The organism is Aminobacter sp. BE322, assembly GCF_050433525.1.
In the GTDB taxonomy this organism is placed as follows: domain Bacteria; phylum Pseudomonadota; class Alphaproteobacteria; order Rhizobiales; family Rhizobiaceae; genus Aminobacter.
In genome coordinates, this window is the sequence record NZ_JBNPXB010000010.1 from 1 (window position 1) to 21,985 (window position 21,985).

22 protein-coding genes and 1 pseudogene are annotated in these 21,985 nt (G+C 65.5%); 16 read left to right on the plus strand and 7 right to left on the minus strand.

Going from position 1 to position 21,985, the window contains the following annotated elements:
• From J2X50_RS15075 to J2X50_RS15095, 5 genes are all read left to right on the plus strand, one after another.
• A partial coding sequence (locus J2X50_RS15075; protein WP_429096195.1) for a porin occupies positions 1–972 on the plus strand: 972 nt, incomplete at its 5' end.
• A gap of 308 nt (positions 973–1,280) precedes the next feature.
• Positions 1,281–2,156 (plus strand): tyrosine-type recombinase/integrase, encoded by an 876-nt coding sequence (locus J2X50_RS15080; RefSeq protein ID WP_429096441.1) that lies wholly within the window; start codon positions 1,281–1,283, stop codon positions 2,154–2,156.
• A 150-nt stretch (positions 2,157–2,306) separates the two neighbouring features.
• Positions 2,307–3,419 carry a pyridoxal phosphate-dependent aminotransferase gene (locus tag J2X50_RS15085; protein ID WP_429096197.1) on the plus strand — a complete coding sequence of 371 codons (1,113 nt, stop codon included), beginning with the start codon at positions 2,307–2,309 and terminating at the stop codon, positions 3,417–3,419.
• Positions 3,420–3,654: 235 nt separating this feature from the next.
• Positions 3,655–4,299: a TetR/AcrR family transcriptional regulator gene (locus J2X50_RS15090; protein WP_429096199.1), complete on the plus strand. Its 645-nt coding sequence runs from the start codon at positions 3,655–3,657 to the stop codon at positions 4,297–4,299.
• The gene (locus tag J2X50_RS15095; RefSeq protein WP_429096201.1) at positions 4,265–5,422 is read left to right on the plus strand and encodes an isovaleryl-CoA dehydrogenase; all 1,158 of its coding nucleotides are present in this window, start codon (positions 4,265–4,267) and stop codon (positions 5,420–5,422) included. The genes J2X50_RS15090 and J2X50_RS15095 overlap by 35 nt, the downstream gene beginning before the upstream one ends.
• Before the next feature lie 32 nt (positions 5,423–5,454).
• Here the strand turns inward: J2X50_RS15095 and J2X50_RS15100 are convergent, their stop codons facing one another.
• On the minus strand, positions 5,455–6,621 hold the full coding sequence (locus tag J2X50_RS15100; RefSeq protein WP_429096203.1) for a PcfJ domain-containing protein: 1,167 nt from the start codon (positions 6,619–6,621) through the stop codon (positions 5,455–5,457).
• Positions 6,622–6,902: 281 nt separating this feature from the next.
• Here J2X50_RS15100 and J2X50_RS15105 point away from each other — a divergent pair, with 281 nt between their 5' ends.
• Genes J2X50_RS15105 through J2X50_RS15115 form a run of 3 tightly spaced genes read left to right on the plus strand, consistent with a single transcriptional unit; the run spans position 6,903 to position 9,229 of the window.
• On the plus strand, positions 6,903–7,241 hold the full coding sequence (locus J2X50_RS15105; protein ID WP_429096204.1) for an AbrB/MazE/SpoVT family DNA-binding domain-containing protein: 339 nt from the start codon (positions 6,903–6,905) through the stop codon (positions 7,239–7,241).
• Positions 7,238–7,615 carry a type II toxin-antitoxin system VapC family toxin gene (locus J2X50_RS15110; protein WP_429096205.1) on the plus strand — a complete coding sequence of 126 codons (378 nt, stop codon included), beginning with the start codon at positions 7,238–7,240 and terminating at the stop codon, positions 7,613–7,615. Before J2X50_RS15105 ends, J2X50_RS15110 begins: the two co-directional genes overlap by 4 nt.
• Positions 7,616–7,621: 6 nt before the next feature.
• A complete protein-coding gene (locus J2X50_RS15115) occupies positions 7,622–9,229 on the plus strand; it encodes a carboxyl transferase domain-containing protein (protein ID WP_429096207.1) in 1,608 nt (535 codons plus the stop codon).
• Between the two features lie 294 nt (positions 9,230–9,523).
• On the opposite strand, the gene J2X50_RS15120 is transcribed toward J2X50_RS15115, so the two are convergent.
• The gene (locus tag J2X50_RS15120) at positions 9,524–10,075 is read right to left on the minus strand and encodes a dihydrofolate reductase family protein (RefSeq protein WP_429096208.1); all 552 of its coding nucleotides are present in this window, start codon (positions 10,073–10,075) and stop codon (positions 9,524–9,526) included.
• A 305-nt stretch (positions 10,076–10,380) separates the two neighbouring features.
• Between J2X50_RS15120 and J2X50_RS15125 the strand changes: the two genes are divergently transcribed.
• The 3 genes and pseudogenes from J2X50_RS15125 to J2X50_RS15135 all read left to right on the plus strand — a co-directional run bounded on the left by J2X50_RS15125 (position 10,381) and on the right by J2X50_RS15135 (position 13,703).
• Positions 10,381–10,908 (plus strand): O-acetyl-ADP-ribose deacetylase, encoded by a 528-nt coding sequence (locus J2X50_RS15125; protein ID WP_429096209.1) that lies wholly within the window; start codon positions 10,381–10,383, stop codon positions 10,906–10,908.
• A 39-nt stretch (positions 10,909–10,947) separates the two neighbouring features.
• Positions 10,948–12,885, plus strand: a pseudogene (locus J2X50_RS15130) (biotin carboxylase N-terminal domain-containing protein); the annotation flags it as partial.
• Between the two features lie 203 nt (positions 12,886–13,088).
• The gene (locus J2X50_RS15135) at positions 13,089–13,703 is read left to right on the plus strand and encodes a YitT family protein (RefSeq protein WP_429096210.1); all 615 of its coding nucleotides are present in this window, start codon (positions 13,089–13,091) and stop codon (positions 13,701–13,703) included.
• Positions 13,704–13,764: 61 nt separating this feature from the next.
• Here J2X50_RS15135 and J2X50_RS15140 read toward each other — a convergent pair whose 3' ends face one another.
• The 3 genes from J2X50_RS15140 to J2X50_RS15150 form a co-directional block, all read right to left on the minus strand.
• The gene (locus J2X50_RS15140) at positions 13,765–14,427 is read right to left on the minus strand and encodes a peroxiredoxin (RefSeq protein WP_347964842.1); all 663 of its coding nucleotides are present in this window, start codon (positions 14,425–14,427) and stop codon (positions 13,765–13,767) included.
• A 203-nt stretch (positions 14,428–14,630) separates the two neighbouring features.
• A complete protein-coding gene (locus J2X50_RS15145) occupies positions 14,631–15,752 on the minus strand; it encodes an ABC transporter substrate-binding protein (protein ID WP_429096212.1) in 1,122 nt (373 codons plus the stop codon).
• A gap of 358 nt (positions 15,753–16,110) precedes the next feature.
• Positions 16,111–16,377, minus strand: coding sequence for a sel1 repeat family protein (locus tag J2X50_RS15150; protein ID WP_429096214.1), 267 nt, complete (start codon positions 16,375–16,377; stop codon positions 16,111–16,113).
• A 438-nt stretch (positions 16,378–16,815) separates the two neighbouring features.
• Here J2X50_RS15150 and J2X50_RS15155 point away from each other — a divergent pair, with 438 nt between their 5' ends.
• Positions 16,816–17,160, plus strand: coding sequence for a DUF2147 domain-containing protein (locus J2X50_RS15155; protein WP_429096215.1), 345 nt, complete (start codon positions 16,816–16,818; stop codon positions 17,158–17,160).
• A gap of 113 nt (positions 17,161–17,273) precedes the next feature.
• Here J2X50_RS15155 and J2X50_RS15160 read toward each other — a convergent pair whose 3' ends face one another.
• Complete coding sequence (locus J2X50_RS15160; RefSeq protein ID WP_429096217.1) at positions 17,274–17,996, minus strand: glutathione S-transferase family protein; 723 nt, start codon at positions 17,994–17,996, stop codon at positions 17,274–17,276.
• A 174-nt stretch (positions 17,997–18,170) separates the two neighbouring features.
• Here J2X50_RS15160 and J2X50_RS15165 point away from each other — a divergent pair, with 174 nt between their 5' ends.
• The 4 genes from J2X50_RS15165 to J2X50_RS15180 are packed head-to-tail and all read left to right on the plus strand — an operon-like array spanning position 18,171 to position 21,228.
• Positions 18,171–18,341, plus strand: coding sequence for a hypothetical protein (locus tag J2X50_RS15165; RefSeq protein WP_429096219.1), 171 nt, complete (start codon positions 18,171–18,173; stop codon positions 18,339–18,341).
• Between the two features lie 43 nt (positions 18,342–18,384).
• A complete protein-coding gene (locus tag J2X50_RS15170) occupies positions 18,385–18,579 on the plus strand; it encodes a hypothetical protein (RefSeq protein ID WP_340035647.1) in 195 nt (64 codons plus the stop codon).
• Between the two features lie 60 nt (positions 18,580–18,639).
• Positions 18,640–20,139 carry an AMP nucleosidase gene (locus tag J2X50_RS15175; protein WP_429096221.1) on the plus strand — a complete coding sequence of 500 codons (1,500 nt, stop codon included), beginning with the start codon at positions 18,640–18,642 and terminating at the stop codon, positions 20,137–20,139.
• Positions 20,140–20,190: 51 nt separating this feature from the next.
• A complete protein-coding gene (locus tag J2X50_RS15180; RefSeq protein WP_429096223.1) occupies positions 20,191–21,228 on the plus strand; it encodes an endonuclease/exonuclease/phosphatase family protein in 1,038 nt (345 codons plus the stop codon).
• A 98-nt stretch (positions 21,229–21,326) separates the two neighbouring features.
• Here the strand turns inward: J2X50_RS15180 and J2X50_RS15185 are convergent, their stop codons facing one another.
• Entirely contained in the window at positions 21,327–21,935 is a 609-nt protein-coding gene (locus tag J2X50_RS15185) for a DUF922 domain-containing protein (protein WP_429096225.1), read from the minus strand.
• Positions 21,936–21,985: the final 50 nt, after the last annotated feature.

Here is a 21,985-nt window from a genome sequence, read left to right on the forward strand (position 1 = left end):
GAGCCCATGGAATATGTCCGTATCTGCGACGTCTACGGCGCCGGCTTCTACTACATCCCGGGCACCGAGACCTGCCTCAAGATCGGCGGCCTCGTCCGTTACCAGATCGACTGGGCCGACAACGATGACGGCTGGCGCAAGACTGCCCTCGCCCGCCTGAAGTTCGATGCCCGTTCGGAAACCGAATACGGCACCTTCAAGCGCTACATCGAAGTCGAGTTCAAGAACGGCGGCGGCTCGGACACCTTCGTCGACGACGACGGCGTTCTGATCTATGACGGCTACAGCAACTCGTCGACGGCGACGAAGCTGCGCTACGCCTACTTCGAACTCGGCGGCCTGATGGTCGGCCGCAACGACACCCTGTTCGACGGCGACCTGTCGGGCGAGTTCGACCTCGGCGGCGGCGACTTCGTCAACCAGATCCGCTACACCTTCGACGCCGGCAACGGCATCGCTGTGTCGGTCGGCCTGGAAGAAGAGCGCAACAACTACGACTACGTCCCGCTCGTCACCGGCAAGGTGTCGATCGCTCAGGGCTGGGGTTCGGTCGACCTGTTCGCCGGCTATGACGACTTCTACAGCGAGTTCGCTCTGAAGGGCATCGCCAAGATCAAGGCCACGGACGCCCTGACCGCCGAGCTGATCGCGACCTACGAGTCGGGCCCGACCTTCTGGAGCCTTGCCGACTTCTACGACGGCTACGAGTGGTCGGCCGGCGGCTACCTGAAGTACCAGGTCAACGAGAAGCTGGCGATCGGCGCCGGCGGCCAGTACTTCGCTGACCGTCACACCTGGGTCGACGCAACCTCCTACGCCGAGACCGACGCCGACGATTGGGCGATCGGCGCGGTTGTCGACTACACGATCGTCGAGAACCTGAACGCCAAGCTGGCTGTCAACTACAACGACGGCGACAGCTACGCCGACGGCGCGTTCAGCGGCTTCCTCCGCCTCGACGCCTCGTTCTAATCGACTGACGTCGTAAGCTATCGGCAGCCCGGGTTTCTCGCGAGACCCGGGCTGTCTTTATTCTACCGGCGGGATGCGCCGGGAACCTAACCGAAGGAAGGAGCAGCAGGACGCTGTAAGGCACGGATCGCGACAAGGGGAATATATTCGTGATGTTCCCGCAGGTTTGTCGTCGTCCACCGTCATCTTGTAGGCCGCCACCCGCTGGAGTACCAATTCCCTCCAGCGACAGGATGGCTGCCGACACTCATATGAAGAAGTCAACTTCACGGATCGATATTATGAGCGGCCACCATTCAGCCGCCCTGATGACCAATTGCAAAGTTACTTATGATTTCGGCACTATCAAAGAAGTAAAGTCATTCAGGGTTTTAGAACTTTTTTCTCAGTATAAAGACATTTTATGGGATGACGGAAAGCACAAATACAACGTCAGCTCCTTCATCGGCGAGATCGATGAAATTCTTCTTGGCGAACGCTTCAGCGCGTTTTCCCAGGAGACGCTCGATAGCCTGATAGGTTCCCTGCGCCAACGCGGTAACAGCAACGCGACCATCAACCGGAAGATGGCCGCTTTGAGCAAACTGCTGCGCAAGGCCTACAAGATGGGTGACATCCACAGCCTGCCGGAGTTCCGCCGCCAGAAGGAACGGGCAGGACGAATCCGCTTTCTCGAGATAGAGGAAGAGGATCGGCTCTTCGCCGCCATCAAGGCCAGGAGCGAGGACTGCCACCGGCTTGCGGTGTTCCTCGTCGATACCGGATGCCGCCTCGGCGAGGCGATCGGATTGATCTGGAACGACATCCAGGACACGCGCGTCAGCTTCTGGATCACCAAGTCGGGCCGCAGCCGCACGATTCCGCTGACAGTACGGGCGAAGGAAGCCGCCAGATGGCCGGCCGAGCGCGGTCCGCGCCCCAAGGGGCCGTTCGCGATGCTGACCCAGCCGCAGTTCCGTGCCGTCTGGAACGAGGCCAAGGACGAGGTCGGCCTCGGCAGCGATGCCCAGGTGGTGCCGCATATCCTGCGCCACACCTGCGCCTCGCGGCTGGTGCAGGGCGGCATCGACATCCGCCGCGTGCAGATGTGGCTCGGCCACCAGACGCTGCAGATGACGATGCGCTATGCCCACCTCGCCACCAACGACCTCGACCGCTGCGTCGTGGTGCTGGAGCGCCACTGAGACTGGCGCTGGCCACGGGGCCAACCGCCGACGGATGGGTGCAACGAGGGCGGCAGCGCAACAAAGCGCTGCACGCAGGGCATTTGTATCGTATAGGCAGGTGAATTCATTCGCCGCCCGCGCGGCCTTCGACAGACCACGAGTTGCCCCATGTCCATGCGCCCGCCGCTCACGCCCGTCATCCAGGCACTGCCCGTCACCGTTCCGTTCGTCGGGCCGGAAGCGCAGGAACGCGAGCGCGGCAAAGCTTTCCGGGCGCGCATGGGCGCCAACGAAAGCAGCTTCGGCCCCTCCCCCCGCGTCGTCGCGCGCATGGCAGAGGCGGCGGCCGAGATGTGGAAATACTGCGACCCGGACAATCATGAGCTCAAGGTGGCGCTGGCGCGGCATGTGGGCGTCGACGTTTCGAACGTCGTCGTCGGCGAAGGCATAGATGGGCTGCTGAACCTCGTCGTGCGCATGTATGCCAGGGAGGGGACGCCGGTCGTCACCTCGCTCGGGGCCTATCCGACCTTCAATTTCCACGTCGCCAGTGTCGGCGCGCGGCTGGTGCCGGTGCCGTTCCGCGACGACAAGGAAGACCTGGAAGGCCTGATCGCCGCGGTGAAGCGCGAGAATGCGCCGATCGTCTACCTGTCCAATCCCGACAATCCGATGGGCAGCTGGTGGGAGACGCCGGACCTTCTCCGCTTCATGGACGCCTTGCCCGAGACGACGATGCTCGTCCTCGACGAGGCCTATGGCGAGACGGCGCCGGCCACGGCGCTGCCGCCGGTCGACGTGTCGCGGCCGAACCTGGTGCGGATGCGGACCTTCTCCAAGGCCTATGGCCTCGCCGGCATACGCTGCGGCTATGCCTTTGGCGACGCCGAGGTGATCGCGAATTTCGAAAAGGTCCGCAATCACTACGGCGTCAGCCGGATGGCCCAGATCGCCGGCGCCGAGGCGCTGGCCGACCAGGCCTATCTGGCCGAAGTGGTGGCCAAGGTCGCCGCCGGGCGCGACCGTATCGCGGGGATCGCGCGCGACAATGGCCTCATGCCCCTGCCGTCTGCGACCAACTTCGTCACCGTCGACTGCGGCGGCGATGCGACGTTCGCGCTTGCGGTGATGCGCGGACTGCTTGCCCGCGACGTGTTCATCCGCAAGCCGATGGCGCCGGTGCTCGACCGCTGCATCCGCGTCAGCGTGGGCCTGGACCACGAGATCGACATCTTCGCCGAAGAGCTGCCGAAGGCGCTCGCGGCTGCCCGCGACGGCTGACCGGCCGCAATCCCGCAACCTCGAATGGCAGGCCCGGGTGCGCCAAGATATATGCGCATATCCTAATTTATACAACGCGGCGCCGCGGCGAGCGGATCGCCCAGTACCGACCAGGCGAGCCGCGCCTTCAGGGGTGACTGATCGGGGTCAAGCTCGTCCACAGCCCGCGAAGACTCGCGCTTGAATTAATTGAACGTTTGTTTTATTAATTGCGGCCATTCTGGAGGAATGGCTGGTGGCACGCACTGCGGGATCCGACGGCGAAAGAACGGAAGCGGCGATCCGCGAGGCGGCGGTCGAGCTCATCGCCCGCCATGGCTTCGAGGCCGTGACGATGCGCCAGCTGGCGGCCGAGGTGGGCGTGCAGGCGGCCGCGCTTTACCGCTATTTCCCGACCAAGGAAGACCTGCTCCGCACGCTGATGCGGGAGCACATGGAGGGGCTGCTCGCGGCCTGGGAAGCGGCGCGCCCCGCCAATGACGACCCGGTCGCCCGGCTGACCGCCTATGTCGCCAACCACATCCGGTTCCATGTCGAGCGGCGCCACGCGACGCATGTTTCCAACATGGAGCTGCGCAGCCTTTCGCGCGATAATCTGACCGCGATCCTGAAGCTGCGCACGGCCTATGAGAAGGAACTGAGGTCCATCCTGCGCGACGGGGCGGAGGCCGGCGTGCTCGAGGTCGACGACACCGGGCTGACGGCGATGGCGATCATCCAGATGATTACCGGCGTGATCGTGTGGTTCCGCCCCGACGAACGCCTGTCGGTCAATGAGGTGACCGCGACCTATCTGGCAATGACGATGCGCCTCACCGGCGCCAAGTCCAAGACGGAGGAAACGCATGTACGACAGGACGCTGAACTTCGGGCTCGGTGAGGACGTCGACAGCCTGCGCGAGATGGTCAGGCGCTTCGCCCAGGAGCGCATCGCACCGCTGGCCGCCGAGATCGACCGCTCGAACGAATTCCCCGCCGAACTCTGGCAGGAACTGGGCGCGCTCGGCCTGCTCGGCATGACGGCCGACCCCGAATATGGCGGCTCGGGCCTGGGCTATGTCGCCCATGTGGTGGCGATGGAGGAAATCTCGCGCGCCTCGGCGTCGGTCGGGCTGTCCTACGGCGCGCATTCGAACCTCTGCGTCAACCAGATCAAGCGCTGGGGCACGCCGGAGCAGAAGGCGAAATACCTGCCCAAGCTGTGCAGCGGCGAGCATGTCGGCGCGCTCGCCATGTCGGAGAGCGGGTCTGGGTCGGACGTCGTGTCGCTGCGGCTCAAGGCCGAAAAGCGCAACGACGCCTATGTGCTCAACGGCTCGAAGATGTGGATCACCAACGGGCCGGACGCCGACACGCTGGTGGTCTATGCCAAGACCGATCCGGAGCGGAAGTCGCGCGGCATCACCGCGATGATCGTCGAGAAAACCATGAAAGGCTTCTCGGTCGCCCAGAAGCTCGACAAGCTCGGCATGCGCGGCTCGAACACGGGCGAGCTGGTGTTCGACAATGTCGAAGTGCCGTTCGAGAACGTGCTGCACGAGGAAGGCCGCGGCGTCGAAGTCTTGATGTCGGGCCTCGACTATGAGCGCGTGGTGCTGGCCGGCGGGCCGCTCGGCATCATGGCCGCCTGCATGGACGTCACCGTTCCCTACGTGCACGACCGCAAGCAGTTCGGCCAGCCGATCGGCGAGTTCCAGCTGGTGCAGGGCAAGCTCGCCGACATGTACACGACGATGAACGCCTGCCGCGCCTACGTCTATGCGGTGGCTGCCGCCTGCGACCGGGGCGAGACGACGCGCAAGGACGCCGCCGGCTGCATCCTCTACGCCGCCGAGAAGGCGACGCAGACCGCGCTCGACGCCATCCAGCTGCTCGGCGGCAACGGCTACATCAACGACTATCCCACCGGCCGGCTGCTGCGCGACGCCAAGCTCTACGAAATCGGCGCCGGCACGAGCGAGATCCGCCGCTGGCTGATCGGAAGAGAGATAATGGGGGAATAGCCCTGCGCGACAACGCCGCGCAGGGCAACTTTTCAATGCTCAACCAGGCTCACACCCCTCGCCTTCGCCCAGCGACCAAGAACCTGCAGCTCGTCCTGCCTGGCCGTCCGGTTGCCGAAGCCGCGCACCTGAACCGCACGGTTGCGCGGGTCGAGTTCGATCGTCAGCATGCGATCGGCCCTGCCGCCACCCGTCCGCCGCAGCGACCAGATGGAGGCCTGGCCTGCGATGCATTTTTCGGCGTAGGTCCAGACGCAATGGTGCATGGCCCGGCTTTCCGCAACGAGGTCGTCCGCCTTGGTGATCTGTACCACCGCGAACTCCTCGCCTCGGGCGCTGGCCTTTCTGTCGCTCGGACGCCACGACCAGTTGGCCAGCGGCGAGCCGGCCCAGCCGCCCTCGTCTTTCGACTGCCTGGCACCCGCCTCCCCGGCTCGACGGATCGCGGCATGCCGCTGGGCAGCCTGGATGCGCGCCACCATCGCGATGTCGCGATGCCAATCCTGCATCTGCCGCTGCAGCGACGTCAGCGTGCGCCCGCGCAGGCTGTATTGCGGGTCGCGCTCGAGACGCGCTGCGAGGTAGTCGCAGAGGTCGTCGATCTCCTCGATGGGAAGCGGGTTGGCTGCAAAGAAGCGCGCCACCTCCCGCCAGAAGGCAAGCTCGCATCTCAGCGTGCGCGAGATCTTGGAGCGGGCGATACGCTGGGCGACCGCCAGGTCGTTGGCGTAGGTGCGCACGATCGCCAGCCAGAAGGTCTCGCAGAAGTCAAGAACGGCCGGCGGATTGAGGAAGCAATGAACCTCCTTTCGCGTCAGCCATTCGGCAGCACCGGCCTTGTACAGCGACTGCCCGCCGGCCGCGGCGACATACCAGCGCTTGCGCAGCCTGATCTCGTCGCCGTCGAGCCCGCTGGAGTCGAGCCAGATATGCTCAAGATGCGCCGCCACAGGGTAGATCGCGAAGAGATATCGCGCGGCAGCCAGCCTCAGCCTTCCGGCGTCACGCGTCTTGAGTTTGGGGTGCCAGGCGTCGCGGTGTCGGATGGCGTTGCCAAAGCCGTCAAATGCCTCGTCCAGCGCCCGCTTGAAATCTGGCGGCTGGCGAACCGGACGGACAACCTGCCTCAGCGTCGCTTCATATGCCGCAATTCTCTCGCGCTCGGCCTCGTGCCGGCGCTTTATTCTGGAACGAGCCATAGCCGTTCAACCTCATCGAGAACCTGTCAGCCGGGCGCAAAGCGACAACCGGCACGGAATGTGTCGATTTCGATCGCGCAGACATGACGGACCTCCTTGGGTTGAACGGGCCGGCTACATAGTCGCAGGAATTGCAGGATGCAAGCTCAGTTAACGCTTGGGAATGTTAGGGGCGGTCCGGCGTGGCAAGACTGCATCAGGGCGTTGCCTGCCATCCGGTTTGCCGCAAAACGGCCGGCATGGCATAATCTTATTTTCTGCCACAGATCGAGGTTCATGCCATGACTGCGCCAGAGACGCCCGAGGGTTTCGCCGAGGAACCGCAGAAGCCGTACCGCTCCAGGATCCGGGAAGAACTGCTGCGCAAGCCGCCACGCTTCGAGCGCCTGCGCGTCGGCGACGGCGGACGCGTGGTGATCCCGGCTGCCATGCGGGAGGAGATGGGCATCAAGCCGGGCGACGATCTCGTGGCGCATGTCGAGAACGGAGAGCTGAGGCTGATCTCGCACCAGATGGCCCTCACCCGGGTCCAGGAAGAGATGGCAAAGTACAAGAAGCCGGGTGAGAGCGTTGTCGACGAGTTCCTGGCCGAGCGCCGCGCGATGTGGGGTGAAGAGTGATCGTGCTCGACGCCTCTGCCGTGCTGGCCGCCATGCTGCAGGAGCCTGGAGCCGACAAGGTGCATGCCGTCGTCCACAAGAGCGTGATCTGCGCGGTCAACGTCACGGAGGTCATCTCGAAGCTGATCGACAAGGGCTACGACGAAATCGCCGTGCGTGAGCAATACGAGTATTTGCGTCTCGACGTGGTACCGTTCGACCATCACCTGGCGCTGGTCGCCGGCCACCTTCGCGCATCGACACGCCACAAGGGCCTGTCGCTGGGCGATCGCGCTTGCCTGGCGCTGGCGATACTGACGGAGCGCACGGCCGTCACGGCCGACCGGAAATGGGCCGACCTCGATGTCGGCTGCAGAATCGAAATCATCCGCTGAGGACACATGGCGACCCTTCAATCCCAGCTCTCCCCCTCCTCCGAAGCCTTCAAGACCAATGCGGCGCGGCTGCGCGGGCTGGTGGCCGACATCAGGGAGAAGGCCCAGCATGTCGAGCGCGGCGGCTCGGAGGATGCGCGCAAGCGGCATACGTCGCGCGGCAAGCTTTTGCCGCGTGAGAGGCTGGCGCAGCTGCTCGATGCCGGCTCGCCCTTCCTCGAGGTCGGCCAGTTCGCCGCCTTCGGGCTCTATGGCGGCGACATCGCCTCGGCGGGCGTGATCGCCGGCATCGGCCGGGTCGAGGACACCGAGGTGATGATCGTGGTCAACGACGCCACCGTCAAAGGCGGCACCTATTATCCGATGACGGTGAAGAAGCATCTCAGGGCGCAGGAGATCGCGCTGCAGAACAACCTGCCCTGCATCTACCTGGTTGATTCCGGCGGCGCCAACCTGCCCAACCAGGACGAGGTCTTTCCCGACCGCGACCATTTCGGCCGCATCTTCTTCAACCAGGCCAACATGTCGGCGGCGGGCATTCCGCAGATCGCCTGCGTCATGGGCTCGTGCACGGCGGGCGGCGCCTATGTGCCGGCGATGTCGGACGAGACGGTGATGGTGCGCAACCAGGCGACCATCTTCCTCGCCGGCCCGCCGCTGGTGAAGGCAGCGACGGGCGAGGACGTGAGCGCCGAGGAGCTGGGCGGCGCGGACCTGCACACGCGCGTCTCGGGCGTGGCCGACCACTATGCGGTGGACGACGAGCACGCACTGGCGATCGTCAGGCGCATCGTCAAGAACCTCAATCGCAAGAAGGACATCGGGCTCGTCCTGAAGAATTCGATTCCGCCGCTTCATGCGCCGGAAGAGGTTTATGGCGTCATCCCGGCCGACATCCGCCAGCCCTATGACGTGCGCGAGGTGATCGCCCGCACGGTCGACGGCTCCGAGTTCGACGAGTTCAAGCAGAACTACGGCACGACGCTGGTGACGGGCTTCGCCCATATCCACGGCATGCCTGTGGGCATCATCGCCAACAACGGCGTGCTGTTTTCCGAGAGCGCGCTGAAGGGCGCGCATTTCATCGAGCTGTGCTGCCAGAGGAAGATCCCGCTGGTGTTCCTGCAGAACATCACCGGCTTCATGGTGGGCGCCAAATACGAGGCCGGCGGCATCGCCAAGGACGGCGCCAAGCTGGTGACGGCGGTGGCCACCGCCCAGGTGCCGAAGGTGACGATCATCATCGGCGGCTCGTTCGGCGCCGGCAACTACGGCATGTGCGGGCGCGCCTATTCGCCCCGCTTCCTGTGGATGTGGCCGAACGCCCGCATCTCGGTGATGGGCGGCGAGCAGGCGGCAACGGTGCTTGCCATGGTCAAGCGCGAGGGCATCGAGCGCAAGGGCGGCACGTGGTCGAAGGAGGAGGAGGCCGAGTTCCGCGCGCCGATCCTCGAAAAATACGAGCGCGAGGGACACCCGCTCTATTCGTCGGCCAGGCTGTGGGACGACGGCATCATCGACCCGGCGAAGACGCGCGAGGTGCTGGCGCTGAGCCTTTCGGCAGCGCTCAACGCGCCCGTCGGCGACACCAAGTTCGGCGTGTTCAGGATGTGACGGCGCCCGATGCAGGGTTCGCACATGGGTGGGTTGACGAGAGTGGCGGGGGCCGTACCCCCACCCCAAACCCCTCCCCACAAGGGGGAGGGGGACGACCTGGCCGCCGCTGCGACCAAAGCGGCCGAAGATTGGAGCTGGGCCGTAGTGGAACAAGATTCCCCTCCCCCTTGTGGGGCGGAGTCAGGGGTGGGGGTGATTTCAGATGCCTTGGCCCGCGCACGCGATCGGGCGTGGCACCGATTGGCGAAGGATGCAGGAGCCTTGAGCGAGAGCCCGCAACACCAGTCCGGTTCAGCCGGCCTGCGGCTGGTAGCGCAGGATGACGCCGCCGGTCTTGAGCGGCGTGGTCTGCGTGAGCTTCATCGCGAGTTCCCGGCCGGGCTTGAACAGCGGGTTGCCGGCGCCGAGCACGACGGGGGCGAGGCAAAGGCGGTATTCGTCGACGAGCCCGTGGGCGAGCAAGGTGTCGAGCAGGTCGGCGCTGCCGAAGACGTAGATGTCCTTGCCGGGCTCGCGCTTGAGCCGCTCGACCGCCTCGGGCAACTCACCTTGGAGCAGGCGGCTGTTGTTCCAGCTCGCCTGCTTCAGCGTGCGGGAGGCGACGGCCTTTTCGAGGCCGTTCATCATGTCGGCGATCGCGCCGGTCTCCTTGGACCAGTAGGCGGCCATGCCCTCGTAGGTCTTGCGGCCGAACAGCAGCGTGCCGATCTCGGCGCCCTGCTCGAGCGAGAAGGCCTCGAGCTCCTCGCCCCAGACGCTGGTGTGGAATGCGAGGTCCCAGGGGGTCGGGCCCTCGAAACAGCCGTCGAGGGTCATCAGGTTCCAGGCGACGATCTTGCGCATTTCCGCTCCTCCAATGTGATTGCATTATGCAACTGGTTTTCAGATTACACGACTGATCCGGTTTTGCAACCAGTTTTGAATTACGTGGCTGTCGAGCGTGGCGATACCCCCACCCCTAGCCCCTCCCCACAAGGGGGAGGGGGACCACGTCGGCACTCTTGCCACCCGGTTCGTCGACGGTCGGCGCCGGAAGGTCGTGCAACAACGCCCCCCTCCCCCTTGTGGGGAGGGGTTGGGGGTGGGGGTACAGGCCGGGCCGTTGAAGCAAGCAGACGCCACTGCGGTGCCCGGCAAAAGGAGGCCGCATGACACAGCGCATCTCCGTCATCGTCGCCGACATCACCACGCTCGACGTAGACGCCATCGTCAACGCAGCCAACCGCTCGCTGCTGGGCGGCGGCGGGGTGGATGGCGCGATCCATCGGGCCGCCGGGCCGGACTTGCTGGCCGAGTGCCGGCTGCTGGGCGGCTGCGAGACCGGCGACGCCAAGATCACCGGCGGATACCGGCTCAAGGCGCGGCATGTGATCCATGCCGTCGGCCCGATCTGGCACGGCGGCGGCGCGGGAGAAGCCGCACTGCTCGCCTCCTGCTACACCCGCTCGCTCGCCCTTGCCGCCGAACGCGGCCTTGCGAGCATCGCCTTCCCGTCGATTTCGACCGGCGTCTACGGCTATCCGAAGGACGAGGCGGCGAATGTCGCGGTGGCCGCCGTCGCCAGTCATATGCAGGACACAGCCATGCCGGGCAGCGTGATCTTCTGCTGCTTCGACGACGCTGCAGCCGATTTCCATCGCGCGGCACTCGCTGCACTCGGGAGCGACCATGGCTAGCGCGCTCCTTCCAATTCTTCACTTCGTTTCGGGGGAATGATGTTCTCGAAAATCCTCATCGCCAACCGCGGCGAGATCGCCTGCCGCGTCATCCGCACCGCCCGCAAGCTGGGCGTGAAGACGGTAGCGGTCTATTCCGACGCCGATGCGCGGTCGCTGCATGTCGCCATGGCCGACGAGGCGATGCATATCGGCCCCTCGCCCGTGGCGGAGAGCTACCTGCGCGGCGACGCCATCATCGCCGCGGCCAAGGCGACGGGCGCCGAGGCGATCCACCCCGGCTACGGGTTCCTCTCCGAAAACCCCGATTTCGTCGACCAGGTGACGGCGGCGGGGCTGGTGTTCATCGGACCGTCGGCGGCCTCGATCCGCGCCATGGGGCTGAAGGACGCGGCCAAGCGATTGATGGAGAAGGCCGGCGTACCGGTCGTGCCCGGCTATCACGGCGAGGCGCAGGAGATCGTCATCCTCGCCAGCAAGGCGCGCGAGATCGGCTATCCGGTGCTGATCAAGGCGCGGGCCGGCGGCGGCGGCAAGGGCATGCGCAGGGTCGACCACCCGGACGACTTCGCCGATGCGCTTTCCGGCGCGCGACGCGAAGCCAAGGCCGCCTTCGGCGACGACCGGGTGCTGGTGGAGAAATACGTCGACAAGCCGCGCCACATCGAGGTGCAGGTGTTCGGCGACAACCATGGCAACGCGGTGCATCTCTTCGAGCGCGACTGCTCGGCGCAGCGGCGCCACCAGAAGGTGATCGAGGAAGCCCCTGCCCCCGGCATGACGGCGGAACTGCGCACGGCGATGACCGACGCGGCGGTCAAGGCCGCCAAGGCGATCCAGTATTCGGGCGCGGGCACGATCGAGTTCATCGTCGACGCGTCCGAAGGGCTCAAGCCCGACCGGTTCTGGTTCATGGAGATGAACACGCGCCTGCAGGTCGAGCATCCGGTGACCGAGATGGTGACCGGGGTCGATCTGGTCGAATGGCAGCTCAGGGTCGCTTCGGGCGAGGCCCTGCCGGCGGCACAGAAGGAAATCCGCCTCGCGGGCCACGCCTTCGAGGCACGGCTCTACGCTGAGGATCCGGCCAAGGGCTTCCTGCCGGCGATCGGCACGTTGCACCACCTGCGCTTTCCAGCCGAGACGGCGCCGGGAACCGCGCTGCGGGTCGAGACCGGCGTGCGCGAAGGCGATGCAATCTCGCCCTATTACGATCCGATGATCGCCAAGATCGTGGCGCACGGGCCGGACCGCGCAACGGCACTGGCCGCCCTCGCCGATGCGGTCACCCGCACCGAGGTGGCGGGATCGATCACCAATGCAGCCTTCCTGGCCGCGCTGGCGCGCGACCCGGACTTCGCAGACGGCGACGTCGACACCGGTCTCATCGGGCGCAAGCAGGAGGCGCTGACCGTCACCACGGCGGCACCGAGCGGCCGAGCGGTGGCGCTTGCAGCGCTGGCGGCGACGGGTGCAAACGGACCCGACGGCTCCAACGATCCCTGGTCGAACCTCGCGGGTTATGCGCATTTCAACCCGACAGTGCGGCGCGTCGCCCTCGCCTACGGGGGAACGACAATCGCCGCGCATGTGACGGCGCGGACCGACGGGCGCTTCGAAGTGCGGCCGGACGGCGCCGACGCCTTCGTACTGTCGCCGCAAACCGCCGCCGATGGCGGTTCGACCGTGGCGCTGTGGCCCGGCCATGCCACGGTGTTCGAGAACGGCCAATCCTTCGACTTCGCGCTCAGCGACCCGTTTGCGCGGGCGGCCGAGATCGGCGAGAGCGGCTCGAGCATGCGCGCGCCGATGCCGGGGCTGGTCAAGCTGGTGCGGGCGGGCAAGGGCGACGCCGTGACCAAGGGCCAGCCGCTGCTGGTGCTGGAAGCAATGAAGATGGAGCACACCATCACGGCCACGCATGACGGGGTGATCCACGAGATCGCAGCGGAAGGCTCCCAGGTGACGGACGGAACCGTGCTGGTGCGGTTCGAGGAGTGACAGGTTAAGGCAGTAGGGCAGTAGGGCAGTAGGGGAGTAGGGAAACCGAAACTTGAGCCCTACTGCCTTGTTCCCTACTGCCCTACTGCCCTACTGCCCTACTGCCCTACTGCCCTACTGCCCTATTCCCTTATTCCCTTATTCCCCTACTCCCCTACTCCCCTACCCCGGATATCTCCATGGACACAAACAACGAGGCCGTGCCGCACAGGCAGTACGAAGACGTTCTCGCGCTTCTCACCGGCACGATGCTGGTGGCGCTGGGGCTGGTGCTCTACACCCATGCGGGACTGATCACCGGCAGTTCGGCGGGGCTGGCGCTGCTGATCCAATATGTGACCGGCTACGGCTTCGGCACCGTGTTCTTCGTCATCAACCTGCCCTTCTACTATCTAGCGGTGAAGCGGATGGGCTGGCCGTTCACATTGCGCACCTTCGCCGCCGTGGCGCTGATCTCGGTGCTGTCGCGGCTGACGCCGCAGTGGATCGGCATCGAAAGCCTCGACCCGCTCTATGCGGCGGTCGCCGGCGGCGGGCTGATGGGCATGGGGCTTTTGGTGCTGTTCCGGCACCGCGCCGGCCTCGGCGGCTTCAACATCCTGGCGCTCTACCTGCAGGACAATCACGGCATTCGCGCCGGCTATTTCCAGCTCGCGGTCGACCTCTCGATCCTCGTCGTGTCGCTGTTCTATCTCGACCTCGACAAGGTGGCGCTTTCGGTTGCCGGCGCCGCGGTGCTCAACCTGATCATCGCCATCAACCATCGCCCCGGCCGCTATGTCGGCATGAGCTGAGCCTCAAACGAAAGAGCCGCGCTCGATGGCGCGGCTCTTGCCGAAGCGGCCCGGGACGGCGTCAGTTCAGGGTCGGCTGCTTGGTCTTGCGCAGATAGGGCAGCACGCGCTCGAACTCGCCGAAGCGCTTGATGGCGTCCTCGTCCGACACCGCGGCCATGACGATGACGTCCTCGCCCTGCTTCCACTGCACCGGCGTCGCGACCTGGTGCTTGGCGGTCAGCTGGATCGAATCGAGCGCCCGCAGGATCTCGTCGAAGTTGCGGCCGGTCGACATCGGATAGGTCAGCATAAGCTTGATCTTCTTGTCGGGGCCGATGATGAAGACCGAGCGCACGGTGGCGTTGTCGGCCGGCGTCCTGCCTTCGGACGTCTCGCCGGCACCGGCCGGCAGCATGTCGAAGAGCTTGGCGACGGCAAGCGTCGGGTCGCCGATCATCGGATAGTCGACCTTGTTGCCCGACAGCTTCTCGATGTCGGCCTTCCACTTGTGGTGGCTCTCGACCGGGTCGACGGAGATGCCGATCATCTTGGCGTTGCGCTTGGCGAAATCGGCCTTGAGCCCGGCCATGTAGCCGAGTTCGGTGGTGCAGACCGGCGTGAAATCCTTGGGGTGAGAGAAGAGGATCGCATAGCCGTCGCCGATCCAGTCGTGGAAAGCGATCGGGCCTTCCGTCGTGTCGGCTCTAAAATCCGGAGCGGAATCATTGATACGAAGACTCATTGTCGGTTTCCTCCCAATCCAAACTCGACGCTTCGAACAGACCACGCCTGTGCCCTCGCTGAAACGGGGCGGCAGGTCGTGAATGGCGGCATTGTGCGCCAACGCCATTCAAAAGAAAACAGCGCGGCCACCCCTCGACCCAGCGACAAAATGACAATGGCCGGGACGGTGCCCGGCCATCGATCGATGCCGCGCGGCCCGGCTTATTGCGGGATCGGCGCGTACTTGCCGTTGCTCCACTGGTTGATGTCGTAGCTGGCGTTCTTGAGATCGCCCTTCTCGTCGAAGGTGACCTTGCCGACGACAGTGTCGATCGGCTCGCCGTTCTTGAGGGCCGCTGCGACCTTGGCAGGATCGTCGGAGCCGGCACGCTCGATGCCCTGGGCGAAGGCCTGGATGACGGCGTAGGAGAACAGTGTGAAGCCTTCCGGCACGAAGCCGCCCGCCTTGATCTTCTCGACCGCTTCCTTGGCCTCGGGCTTGGACTGCGGATCGGACGGGAAGACGAACATCGTGCCCTCGCCGGCGGGACCGGCGATCTGCCAGAACTCGGGCGAGGCGATCGAGTCGGGCATGATCAGCTGGAACTTGAAGTTCTGCTCGGCCGACTGGCGCAGGATGAGGCCGGCCTCGGGGTGATAGCCGCCGAAATAGACGACGTCGGCCTTGAGTTCCTTGAGCTTGGTGACCAGCGCCGAATAGTCCTTCTCGCCGGCATTGATGCCTTCGTAGAGGATTTCCTTGAGGCCTGCGGCGCCCATGGTCGACCGCACCGCATCGGCCACGCCCTGGCCATAGGCGCTCTTGTCGTGCAGGACGACGACGTTCTTGCCGGCATATTTCTTGGCGATCCACGGACCGATGAAGGCGCCCTGGGCGTCGTCGCGGGTGTAGAGCCGCATGATGGTAGGCCAGCCCTTGGCGGCTGCATCGTCGGTCAGCACCGGGTTGGACGAGGCCGGCGACATCATCAGCGCGCCGCTTTCGGCATAGACGGCGGAGGCCGGGATGCTCGAGCCCGAGCAGGCGTGGCCATCGATGAAGTTGATGCCGTTGGCGACGATGCGGTTGGCGACCGAGACCGCCTGCTTGGGATCGCAGACGTCGTCCTCGACGGAAAGCTTGACCTGGCGGCCCATGACGCCGCCCTTCTCGTTGATGGCCTTGACCGCCGCCTCGGCGCCCTTGCGGAACTGGTCGCCGATGTTGGCGAGCTGGCCGGTCATCGGCCCGACCACCGCAAAGGTGATCTCCTGCGCGAACACCGCGCCGGCGCTGAGCGACAGGCCGACGAGGGCCGCCCCGATGGTACGTTTCAGATGCATCTTGTCTCCTCCCTTGTGCCTGCAGGAGATGCCATTTCGCGTCTCGCTTGCAATTGCCGCATGCTTTTCACCCGCGCCCGACATTGTCTTGGCGCATGGGCGGGGAGCCATTGTGCCTGTGCGGCCTTCGCCTAGCAATCCGGGCGTGTGCCGGGCCCCACAAGCGAGAAAGCCGCGCCGGCCTTGTTTCGGCCGGTCGCGGCTTTGTCACGGAACGCTTCGCGGGGCATCTTCGTCCCCGTCGCAGCCTTGCCTGCCCTGTCAGTCCGGCGCGCCTCGCCCGTCCTTCAAGCCGTCGCGCTCTCGTTGTTGGGGACCGCCGCCCGCGGCAGCCCCGGCCTTCCCCCGAAGTTCTTTCTCAGTGCGCCGTCATCCATTCGCGCGCTTCGCGCAGGGCCCGTGCGATGTCGGTCTTGGACATCGTCATCGACAGTTCCGAGCGAAGCTCGGCGGCGTGGGCCGATCCCTTGATCGCTGCGATGTTGAACCACTTGTGGGCGGCGACGACGTCGACGTCGCAGTCCCGGCCGGTCGAATACATCATGCCCAATTCCACAAGGATGTCGGCCTGAGCGGTGCTGCCCATCGCACCGAAGCCGGCTTCAAAGATCTCGAAACGTGCCATTTTCTTGTCCCCTGTCCGTCTCCCGGAGCGGGCCAACCGGTGTCTTCCGGAGCCGCTCTCTCGATGCTTCCGAGGATGCCGGCGAACCTTGAATCCGCCGTAAAATGGCTTGCTTAACCCGAGGAAAACAAACCTCAAACAAAGGGTAAACCTCGGAATTCATTAAGGATGGGAAGCCTTGCGGCGTCTGGGATTTGAGAAAAATGCGCTGAAAATGCATGCGTCGCGGCGAAAGCCTTTGATAACCACGCCTGAGCTTTGCGCTGGCCGCGGGCGCGCTGCCGGAGACGAAATATCCCGATGGAAGTGCCAAAAAATGCTGCGGTCTTACCCAGCGGCACCGCTTCCGTTTTCGGCACGGCTGATTTACGCTTACGTTTGCGTAAACGTCAGGCGGGGGAGATGCCTGCGAGCAAGACACCAACCGGGAGGATTTCAATGTTTGGCAAGATGAGCCTGGCCGTCGCGGCCACCATGATGCTGGCGGGTGCGGCTATGGCCGATCCGATCGAAGGCAACTGGAAGACCGAAGCCGGCTCGACCGCGGCGATCGAGACCTGCGGCGGCAGCTTCTGCATCACGCTCAAGGACGGCAAGCATGCCGGCAAGAAGATCGGCACGTTCAAGGCCGACGGCGACAACGCCTATTCGGGCAAGATCACCGATCCGGCCAACGACAAGACCTACACCGGCAAGGCCACGCTCGCCGGCTCGAACCTCAAGATGAGCGGCTGCGTGTTCGGCGGGCTGATCTGCAAGAGCCAGAACTGGAAGAAGCTGTAAGAGAGCGAGGAGGGAATAGCGAGTAGGGAAATAGTGAGTAGCGGAGGGATCGCCGGCCGGAGCCGACAAGCCCCCCCCACTACTCACTACTCGCTATTCCCTATTCGCTTCCGTCACGCCCTGGCCCGCTGGCCGAACAGGATCTTCTGCGCGTCCTTGTCGTCGGCGACGTTGCGGCGGCGTTCTTCGCCGACGGCCAGCCCGCGGATGACCGCCGGGCGGGCGAGCAGGGTTTCGAACCAGCGCTTGAGGCGGGGGAACTCCTCGAGGTCCTGGCCCTGGTTCCTGTAGGGCTTGACCCAGCCGAGCGAGGCGATGTCGGCGATGGAGTAGTCGCCGGCGAGGAAATCGCGGTCGGCCAGGCGCTTGTCCATCACGCCGTAGAGGCGATTGACCTCGTTGGTGTAGCGGTCGATGCCGTAGGCGATCTTCTCCGGCGCATACTGGCGGAAGTGATGGGCCTGGCCGGCCATCGGGCCGAGGCCGCCGACCTGCCAGAACAGCCACTGGTCGACTTCGGCGCGGCCGCGCTCGTCGGCCGGATAGAACCTGCCGAACTTGCGCCCGAGATATTGCAGGATGGCGCCGGACTCGAAGATCGAGATCGGCTCGCGGCCCCACTTGCCGTCGGCGGTCGGGCCTTCCGGGTCGACGATGGCCGGCATGCGGTTGTTGGGCGCGATCTGCAGGAAAGACGGCTCGAACTGTTCGCCCTTGCCGATGTTGACGTATTTGACCGTGTAGGGGACGCCGAGTTCCTCGAGCATGATGGAAATCTTCCAGCCGTTGGGCGTCGGCCAGTAATACAGCTCGATCGGCGATGTCTGAGTGGTCATTCCACGGTCTCCGTTGGTGAGCGATGAGCTGGAGATATGCGTGGGAAGCGCAAACACAACCCCGCCAGCCCGCCGCCAGCCGTCAATAAATTTGAACCGAAGATGAACGGAGGTCTCAGAGCCCGTTCAGCCGCCGCGCCGCATATTGCCCGTCATCCAAGGGGGATACGCCAAATGCTCGCTCGCCGGTTCACCATAGTCTGCCTGCTCTCGGCACTGTTCGGCATCCTGTTTGCCATGCTGGTCGCCGAGACCAGCCGCCCGGCTCGGTCGTGGGGCATTGGCCAGGTGGTGCCCTGCGTTTTCGAGGAAGGCATGAACTGCAAGCCGCCCTTGCGACACTAACAAACGAAGAGATCAACCAGTTCCAGCCGAAAAGAACACGAAGATGACCCGCACCGCCCTCCAGATCGCGAAGTTCGCCCGGCTCCTGCCGCGTGCCGTGCTGATCCTGCTGGTGCTCGCCGCCCCGGTCCTGGCCGTGCCGCAGCTGCGCGCCGACAACGGCTCGACGATCGAGGCGCCTGCGGCGCGCAAGGGCGGCGTGGGTTTCGTGCTGCTGGTCAGCCTGCAGCGCGGCTGACGTTGGGAGACGGCGCGGCAGCCCCCTCCCAACAGTCACAATTGATCTCTATAATGGGTCATGGAAAAGCGAATCTATCCCGAACCCATCGAATCCATCCTGACGCCGGAGCCGTTTCCCCGGCAGAGCTTCACCGATGCCGCCAAAGCGGTGGAGGCGCTGAAGCGGCTCTATGACCGCAACACCGCGTTTTTGCGCGAAGCCTTCGCCTCGCTCGCGCACGGCACGCCGGCAAGGCGCTTCCGCGCCTGCTACCCGGAAGTCGGCGTCATCACCTCGTCCTACTCCCAGGTCGATTCCCGCCAGGCCTACGGACACATGCCGACGCCCGGCAACTTCACCACGACGATCACCCGGCCCGACCTGTTCGAGAGCTACCTGACCGAGCAGCTGAAGCTGATCATGCGCAACCACGGCGTACCGGTCACGGTGTCGGAATCGTCGACGCCGATCCCGCTGCACTTCGCCTTCATCGAGGGCACCCATGTCGACGGCGCGGCGGCCGACCGCATCCAGCGGCCGATCCGCGACCTGTTCGACGTGCCGGACCTCGACGGCACCGACGACCACATCGCCAACGGCACCTTCGAGATCATGCCCGGCGAGGCACGGCCGCTGGCGCCGTTCACCGCCCAGCGCATCGACTATTCGCTGCACCGGCTGGCGCACTACACGGCGACCACGCCGAACCACTTCCAGAACTTCGTGCTGTTCACCAACTACCAGTTCTACATCGACGAATTCGTGGTCCTCGCCCGCAGCCTGATGGCCAAGGGCGGCGGCGGCTATTCCGAATTCGTCGAGCCGGGCGGCGTGGTGACCAGGGCCGGCGCCACCGAACCCTCCGAGGGCACGCCGCCGGCGCGCCTGCCGCAGATGCCGGCCTACCATCTCAAGAAGCCCGGCCATGGCGGCATCACCATGGTCAATATCGGCGTCGGCCCGTCCAACGCCAAGACGATCACCGACCACATCGCGGTGCTGAGGCCGCATGCCTGGCTGATGCTCGGCCACTGCGCCGGCCTGCGCAACACCCAGGCGCTGGGCGACTACGTGCTGGCGCACGCCTATGTGCGCGAGGACCACGTGCTCGACGACGACCTGCCGGTGTGGGTGCCGATCCCGCCGCTGGCCGAGGTGCAGGTGGCGCTGCAGGAGGCGGTGGCCGAGGTGACCGGGCTCACCGGCTACGACCTCAAGCGCATCATGCGCACCGGAACCGTTGCGACCATCGACAACCGCAACTGGGAACTGCGCGACCAGCGCGGCCCGGTGCAGCGGCTGTCGCAGTCGCGGGCGATCGCGCTCGACATGGAATCGGCCACCATCGCCGCCAACGGCTTCCGCTTCCGCGTGCCCTACGGCACGCTGCTGTGCGTCTCGGACAAGCCGCTGCACGGCGAACTGAAGCTGCCGGGCATGGCGACCGAATTCTACAAGCGCCAGGTCGCCCAGCACCTGACGATCGGCATCCGCGCCATGGAAAAGCTCGCAGAGATGCCGATCGAGCGGCTGCACTCGCGCAAGCTGCGCAGTTTCTCGGAGACGGCGTTCCAGTAGGGCGCCGCACCGACCATCAATGGGCCGCAATTCCGGCGACATGAAGCTGGCATGACGACAATGGCCTTTCGCAAGCTCGGCAAGACCGCCTGTTTCGCGGCGATGATGCTGCTTTCGCTGCCGCTGGTCGCCGGGTTCTTCGGCGCCTGGCATCCGGCGCTCGATTCCTTCGCGCATTTCCGCGCCCATCTCGCGGTGCTGATGATGCTCGCCGCGCTGCCGCTGGTGCTGACGTCGTTCCGCTGGCCGGCCGCGGCGGCCCTCGCCTTCGGCGCGGCGTCGCTCGCCTCCACGTCGTCGACGCTGACCTTGCCCATCGTCGGTCCGGTGCAGGCCTCGTTCGAGCCGCGGGCGGAGGGCCGGCCGGTGTATCGCATGATGCAGATGAACCTGCGTTTCGACAACGCCACGCCCGAGCGCGTGCTGTCGCTGGTCGGCCGCATGCAGCCCGACATCGTCACGCTGGAGGAGGTGTCGGACATGTGGGAGGCGAAGCTCCGGCCGCTTTCCGCCCGCTACCCGTACAGCAAGTTCTGCAGCCATCCGAACGGCGTGTTCGGCGTGGCGATCCTGTCGCGCCGGCCCTTCGCGGAAGGGTCCGAGCCGCAATGCTTCGACGGCGGGGCGCTGGCCGTCGCCAAGATCGACTTCGGCGGACGCACGGCGGACGTGGCGGCACTGCACCTCGGCTGGCCCTGGCCGTTCGAACAGTCCCAGCAGATCGACGACCTGCAGGGCCCGCTCGCCGCGCTCGACCAGAACGCGGTGCTCGGCGGCGACTTCAACGCCACGCCCTGGAGTGCGGCGGTGGCGCGCGTCGCCAAGGCAGGCGACCTGACCCGGATGCCGGCCGCCGGCCGCACCTGGCTGGAACTGGCGCTGCCCGAATTCCTGCGCTTCGCCGGCCTCACCATCGACCACGTGATGGCCAAGGGCGACGTGATGGTGCATTCCGTCACGATGGGCGACTATGCCGGCTCGGACCACCGCCCGCTGCTGGTGGAGTTTTCCTTCCGCGATACAGCGACCCAGCCCGAGGACGAGAGCACGACCGTGTCGGCGGAAGCTGTCTCGACGCCGAGAAGCTAGAGCGTTTCCGCTTTTCTTCGAATCGCGGAACCGCTCTATCTCTTTGTTTTGACGCAATTCCGGACGGAAAACCGCTGCGCACTTTTCCTGGAATGGCTCTAGCGTCCGTCTTCGCGCGCGAGCGCCTCGATCAGGCGGTCGACCCGGCCGCCCTCGGCATGCTCCCGCGCATCGAATGCGAGCTGGCGCGCCTCGTAGCCGGCAATGACCCGGTCGACACGGGCCTTGACCTCGCGCCGCGCGCCGATGCAGCCCCGGTCCACCGGCAGCGACAGGCCGCGCACCGCGCGCTCGGCCGCGTCCACCATCTCGCGGGCGAGCCGGGCATGGGTCTCCTCATGCCGGCGGGCACCGGCGAGGAACGTGCGCCAGCGGCTTTCGACAGCCGGCGGCAGCGGGTCGGACGCCTCGGGATAGATGAAGGTGATCGACAGCCTGGCGTCGGCACGGCGCAGGCGGCACATGCCGCCGCGCTCGCCGACGTCGAACGACCAGGTGACGGTGTATTTGGTCTGCGCGATGGCACGCGTCAAAAAACCGTGGCGCGGACCGTTGCGGTCCATCGACCGCAGCAGCTCGGTTCCGGTCGTGCCGGAAACGGCATAGCCGCGCGTCATGGTGGTCTGTTTGACGCCTGCATCCGCCGGCCCCAAGGCGGTCACGGCCCCGGCCAGGACTACGATCAAGGCACATGCGATGCGGGACACGCCGAACTCCGCTGCTCGCGCAAGCTCAGCATATCCCGCCGCTTCGTTCA

Bases quoted from the DNA above. Each gene is read 5' to 3' on its own strand.
- J2X50_RS15140 (WP_347964842.1), bottom strand. From the start codon at position 14,427: ATGAGTCTTCGTATCAATGATTCCGCTCCGGATTTTAGAGCCGACACG.
- J2X50_RS15105 (WP_429096204.1), top strand. From the start codon at position 6,903: ATGACTGCGCCAGAGACGCCCGAGGGTTTCGCCGAGGAACCGCAGAAG.
- J2X50_RS15180 (WP_429096223.1), top strand. From the start codon at position 20,191: ATGACGACAATGGCCTTTCGCAAGCTCGGCAAGACCGCCTGTTTCGCG.
- J2X50_RS15155 (WP_429096215.1), top strand. From the start codon at position 16,816: ATGTTTGGCAAGATGAGCCTGGCCGTCGCGGCCACCATGATGCTGGCG.
- J2X50_RS15125 (WP_429096209.1), top strand. From the start codon at position 10,381: ATGACACAGCGCATCTCCGTCATCGTCGCCGACATCACCACGCTCGAC.
- J2X50_RS15160 (WP_429096217.1), bottom strand. From the start codon at position 17,996: ATGACCACTCAGACATCGCCGATCGAGCTGTATTACTGGCCGACGCCC.
- J2X50_RS15175 (WP_429096221.1), top strand. From the start codon at position 18,640: ATGGAAAAGCGAATCTATCCCGAACCCATCGAATCCATCCTGACGCCG.
- J2X50_RS15095 (WP_429096201.1), top strand. From the start codon at position 4,265: ATGTACGACAGGACGCTGAACTTCGGGCTCGGTGAGGACGTCGACAGC.
- J2X50_RS15080 (WP_429096441.1), top strand. From the start codon at position 1,281: ATGACCAATTGCAAAGTTACTTATGATTTCGGCACTATCAAAGAAGTA.
- J2X50_RS15150 (WP_429096214.1), bottom strand. From the start codon at position 16,377: ATGGCACGTTTCGAGATCTTTGAAGCCGGCTTCGGTGCGATGGGCAGC.
- J2X50_RS15100 (WP_429096203.1), bottom strand. From the start codon at position 6,621: ATGGCTCGTTCCAGAATAAAGCGCCGGCACGAGGCCGAGCGCGAGAGA.
- J2X50_RS15115 (WP_429096207.1), top strand. From the start codon at position 7,622: ATGGCGACCCTTCAATCCCAGCTCTCCCCCTCCTCCGAAGCCTTCAAG.
- J2X50_RS15170 (WP_340035647.1), top strand. From the start codon at position 18,385: ATGACCCGCACCGCCCTCCAGATCGCGAAGTTCGCCCGGCTCCTGCCG.
- J2X50_RS15165 (WP_429096219.1), top strand. From the start codon at position 18,171: ATGCTCGCTCGCCGGTTCACCATAGTCTGCCTGCTCTCGGCACTGTTC.
- J2X50_RS15135 (WP_429096210.1), top strand. From the start codon at position 13,089: ATGGACACAAACAACGAGGCCGTGCCGCACAGGCAGTACGAAGACGTT.
- J2X50_RS15120 (WP_429096208.1), bottom strand. From the start codon at position 10,075: ATGCGCAAGATCGTCGCCTGGAACCTGATGACCCTCGACGGCTGTTTC.
- J2X50_RS15145 (WP_429096212.1), bottom strand. From the start codon at position 15,752: ATGCATCTGAAACGTACCATCGGGGCGGCCCTCGTCGGCCTGTCGCTC.
- J2X50_RS15085 (WP_429096197.1), top strand. From the start codon at position 2,307: ATGTCCATGCGCCCGCCGCTCACGCCCGTCATCCAGGCACTGCCCGTC.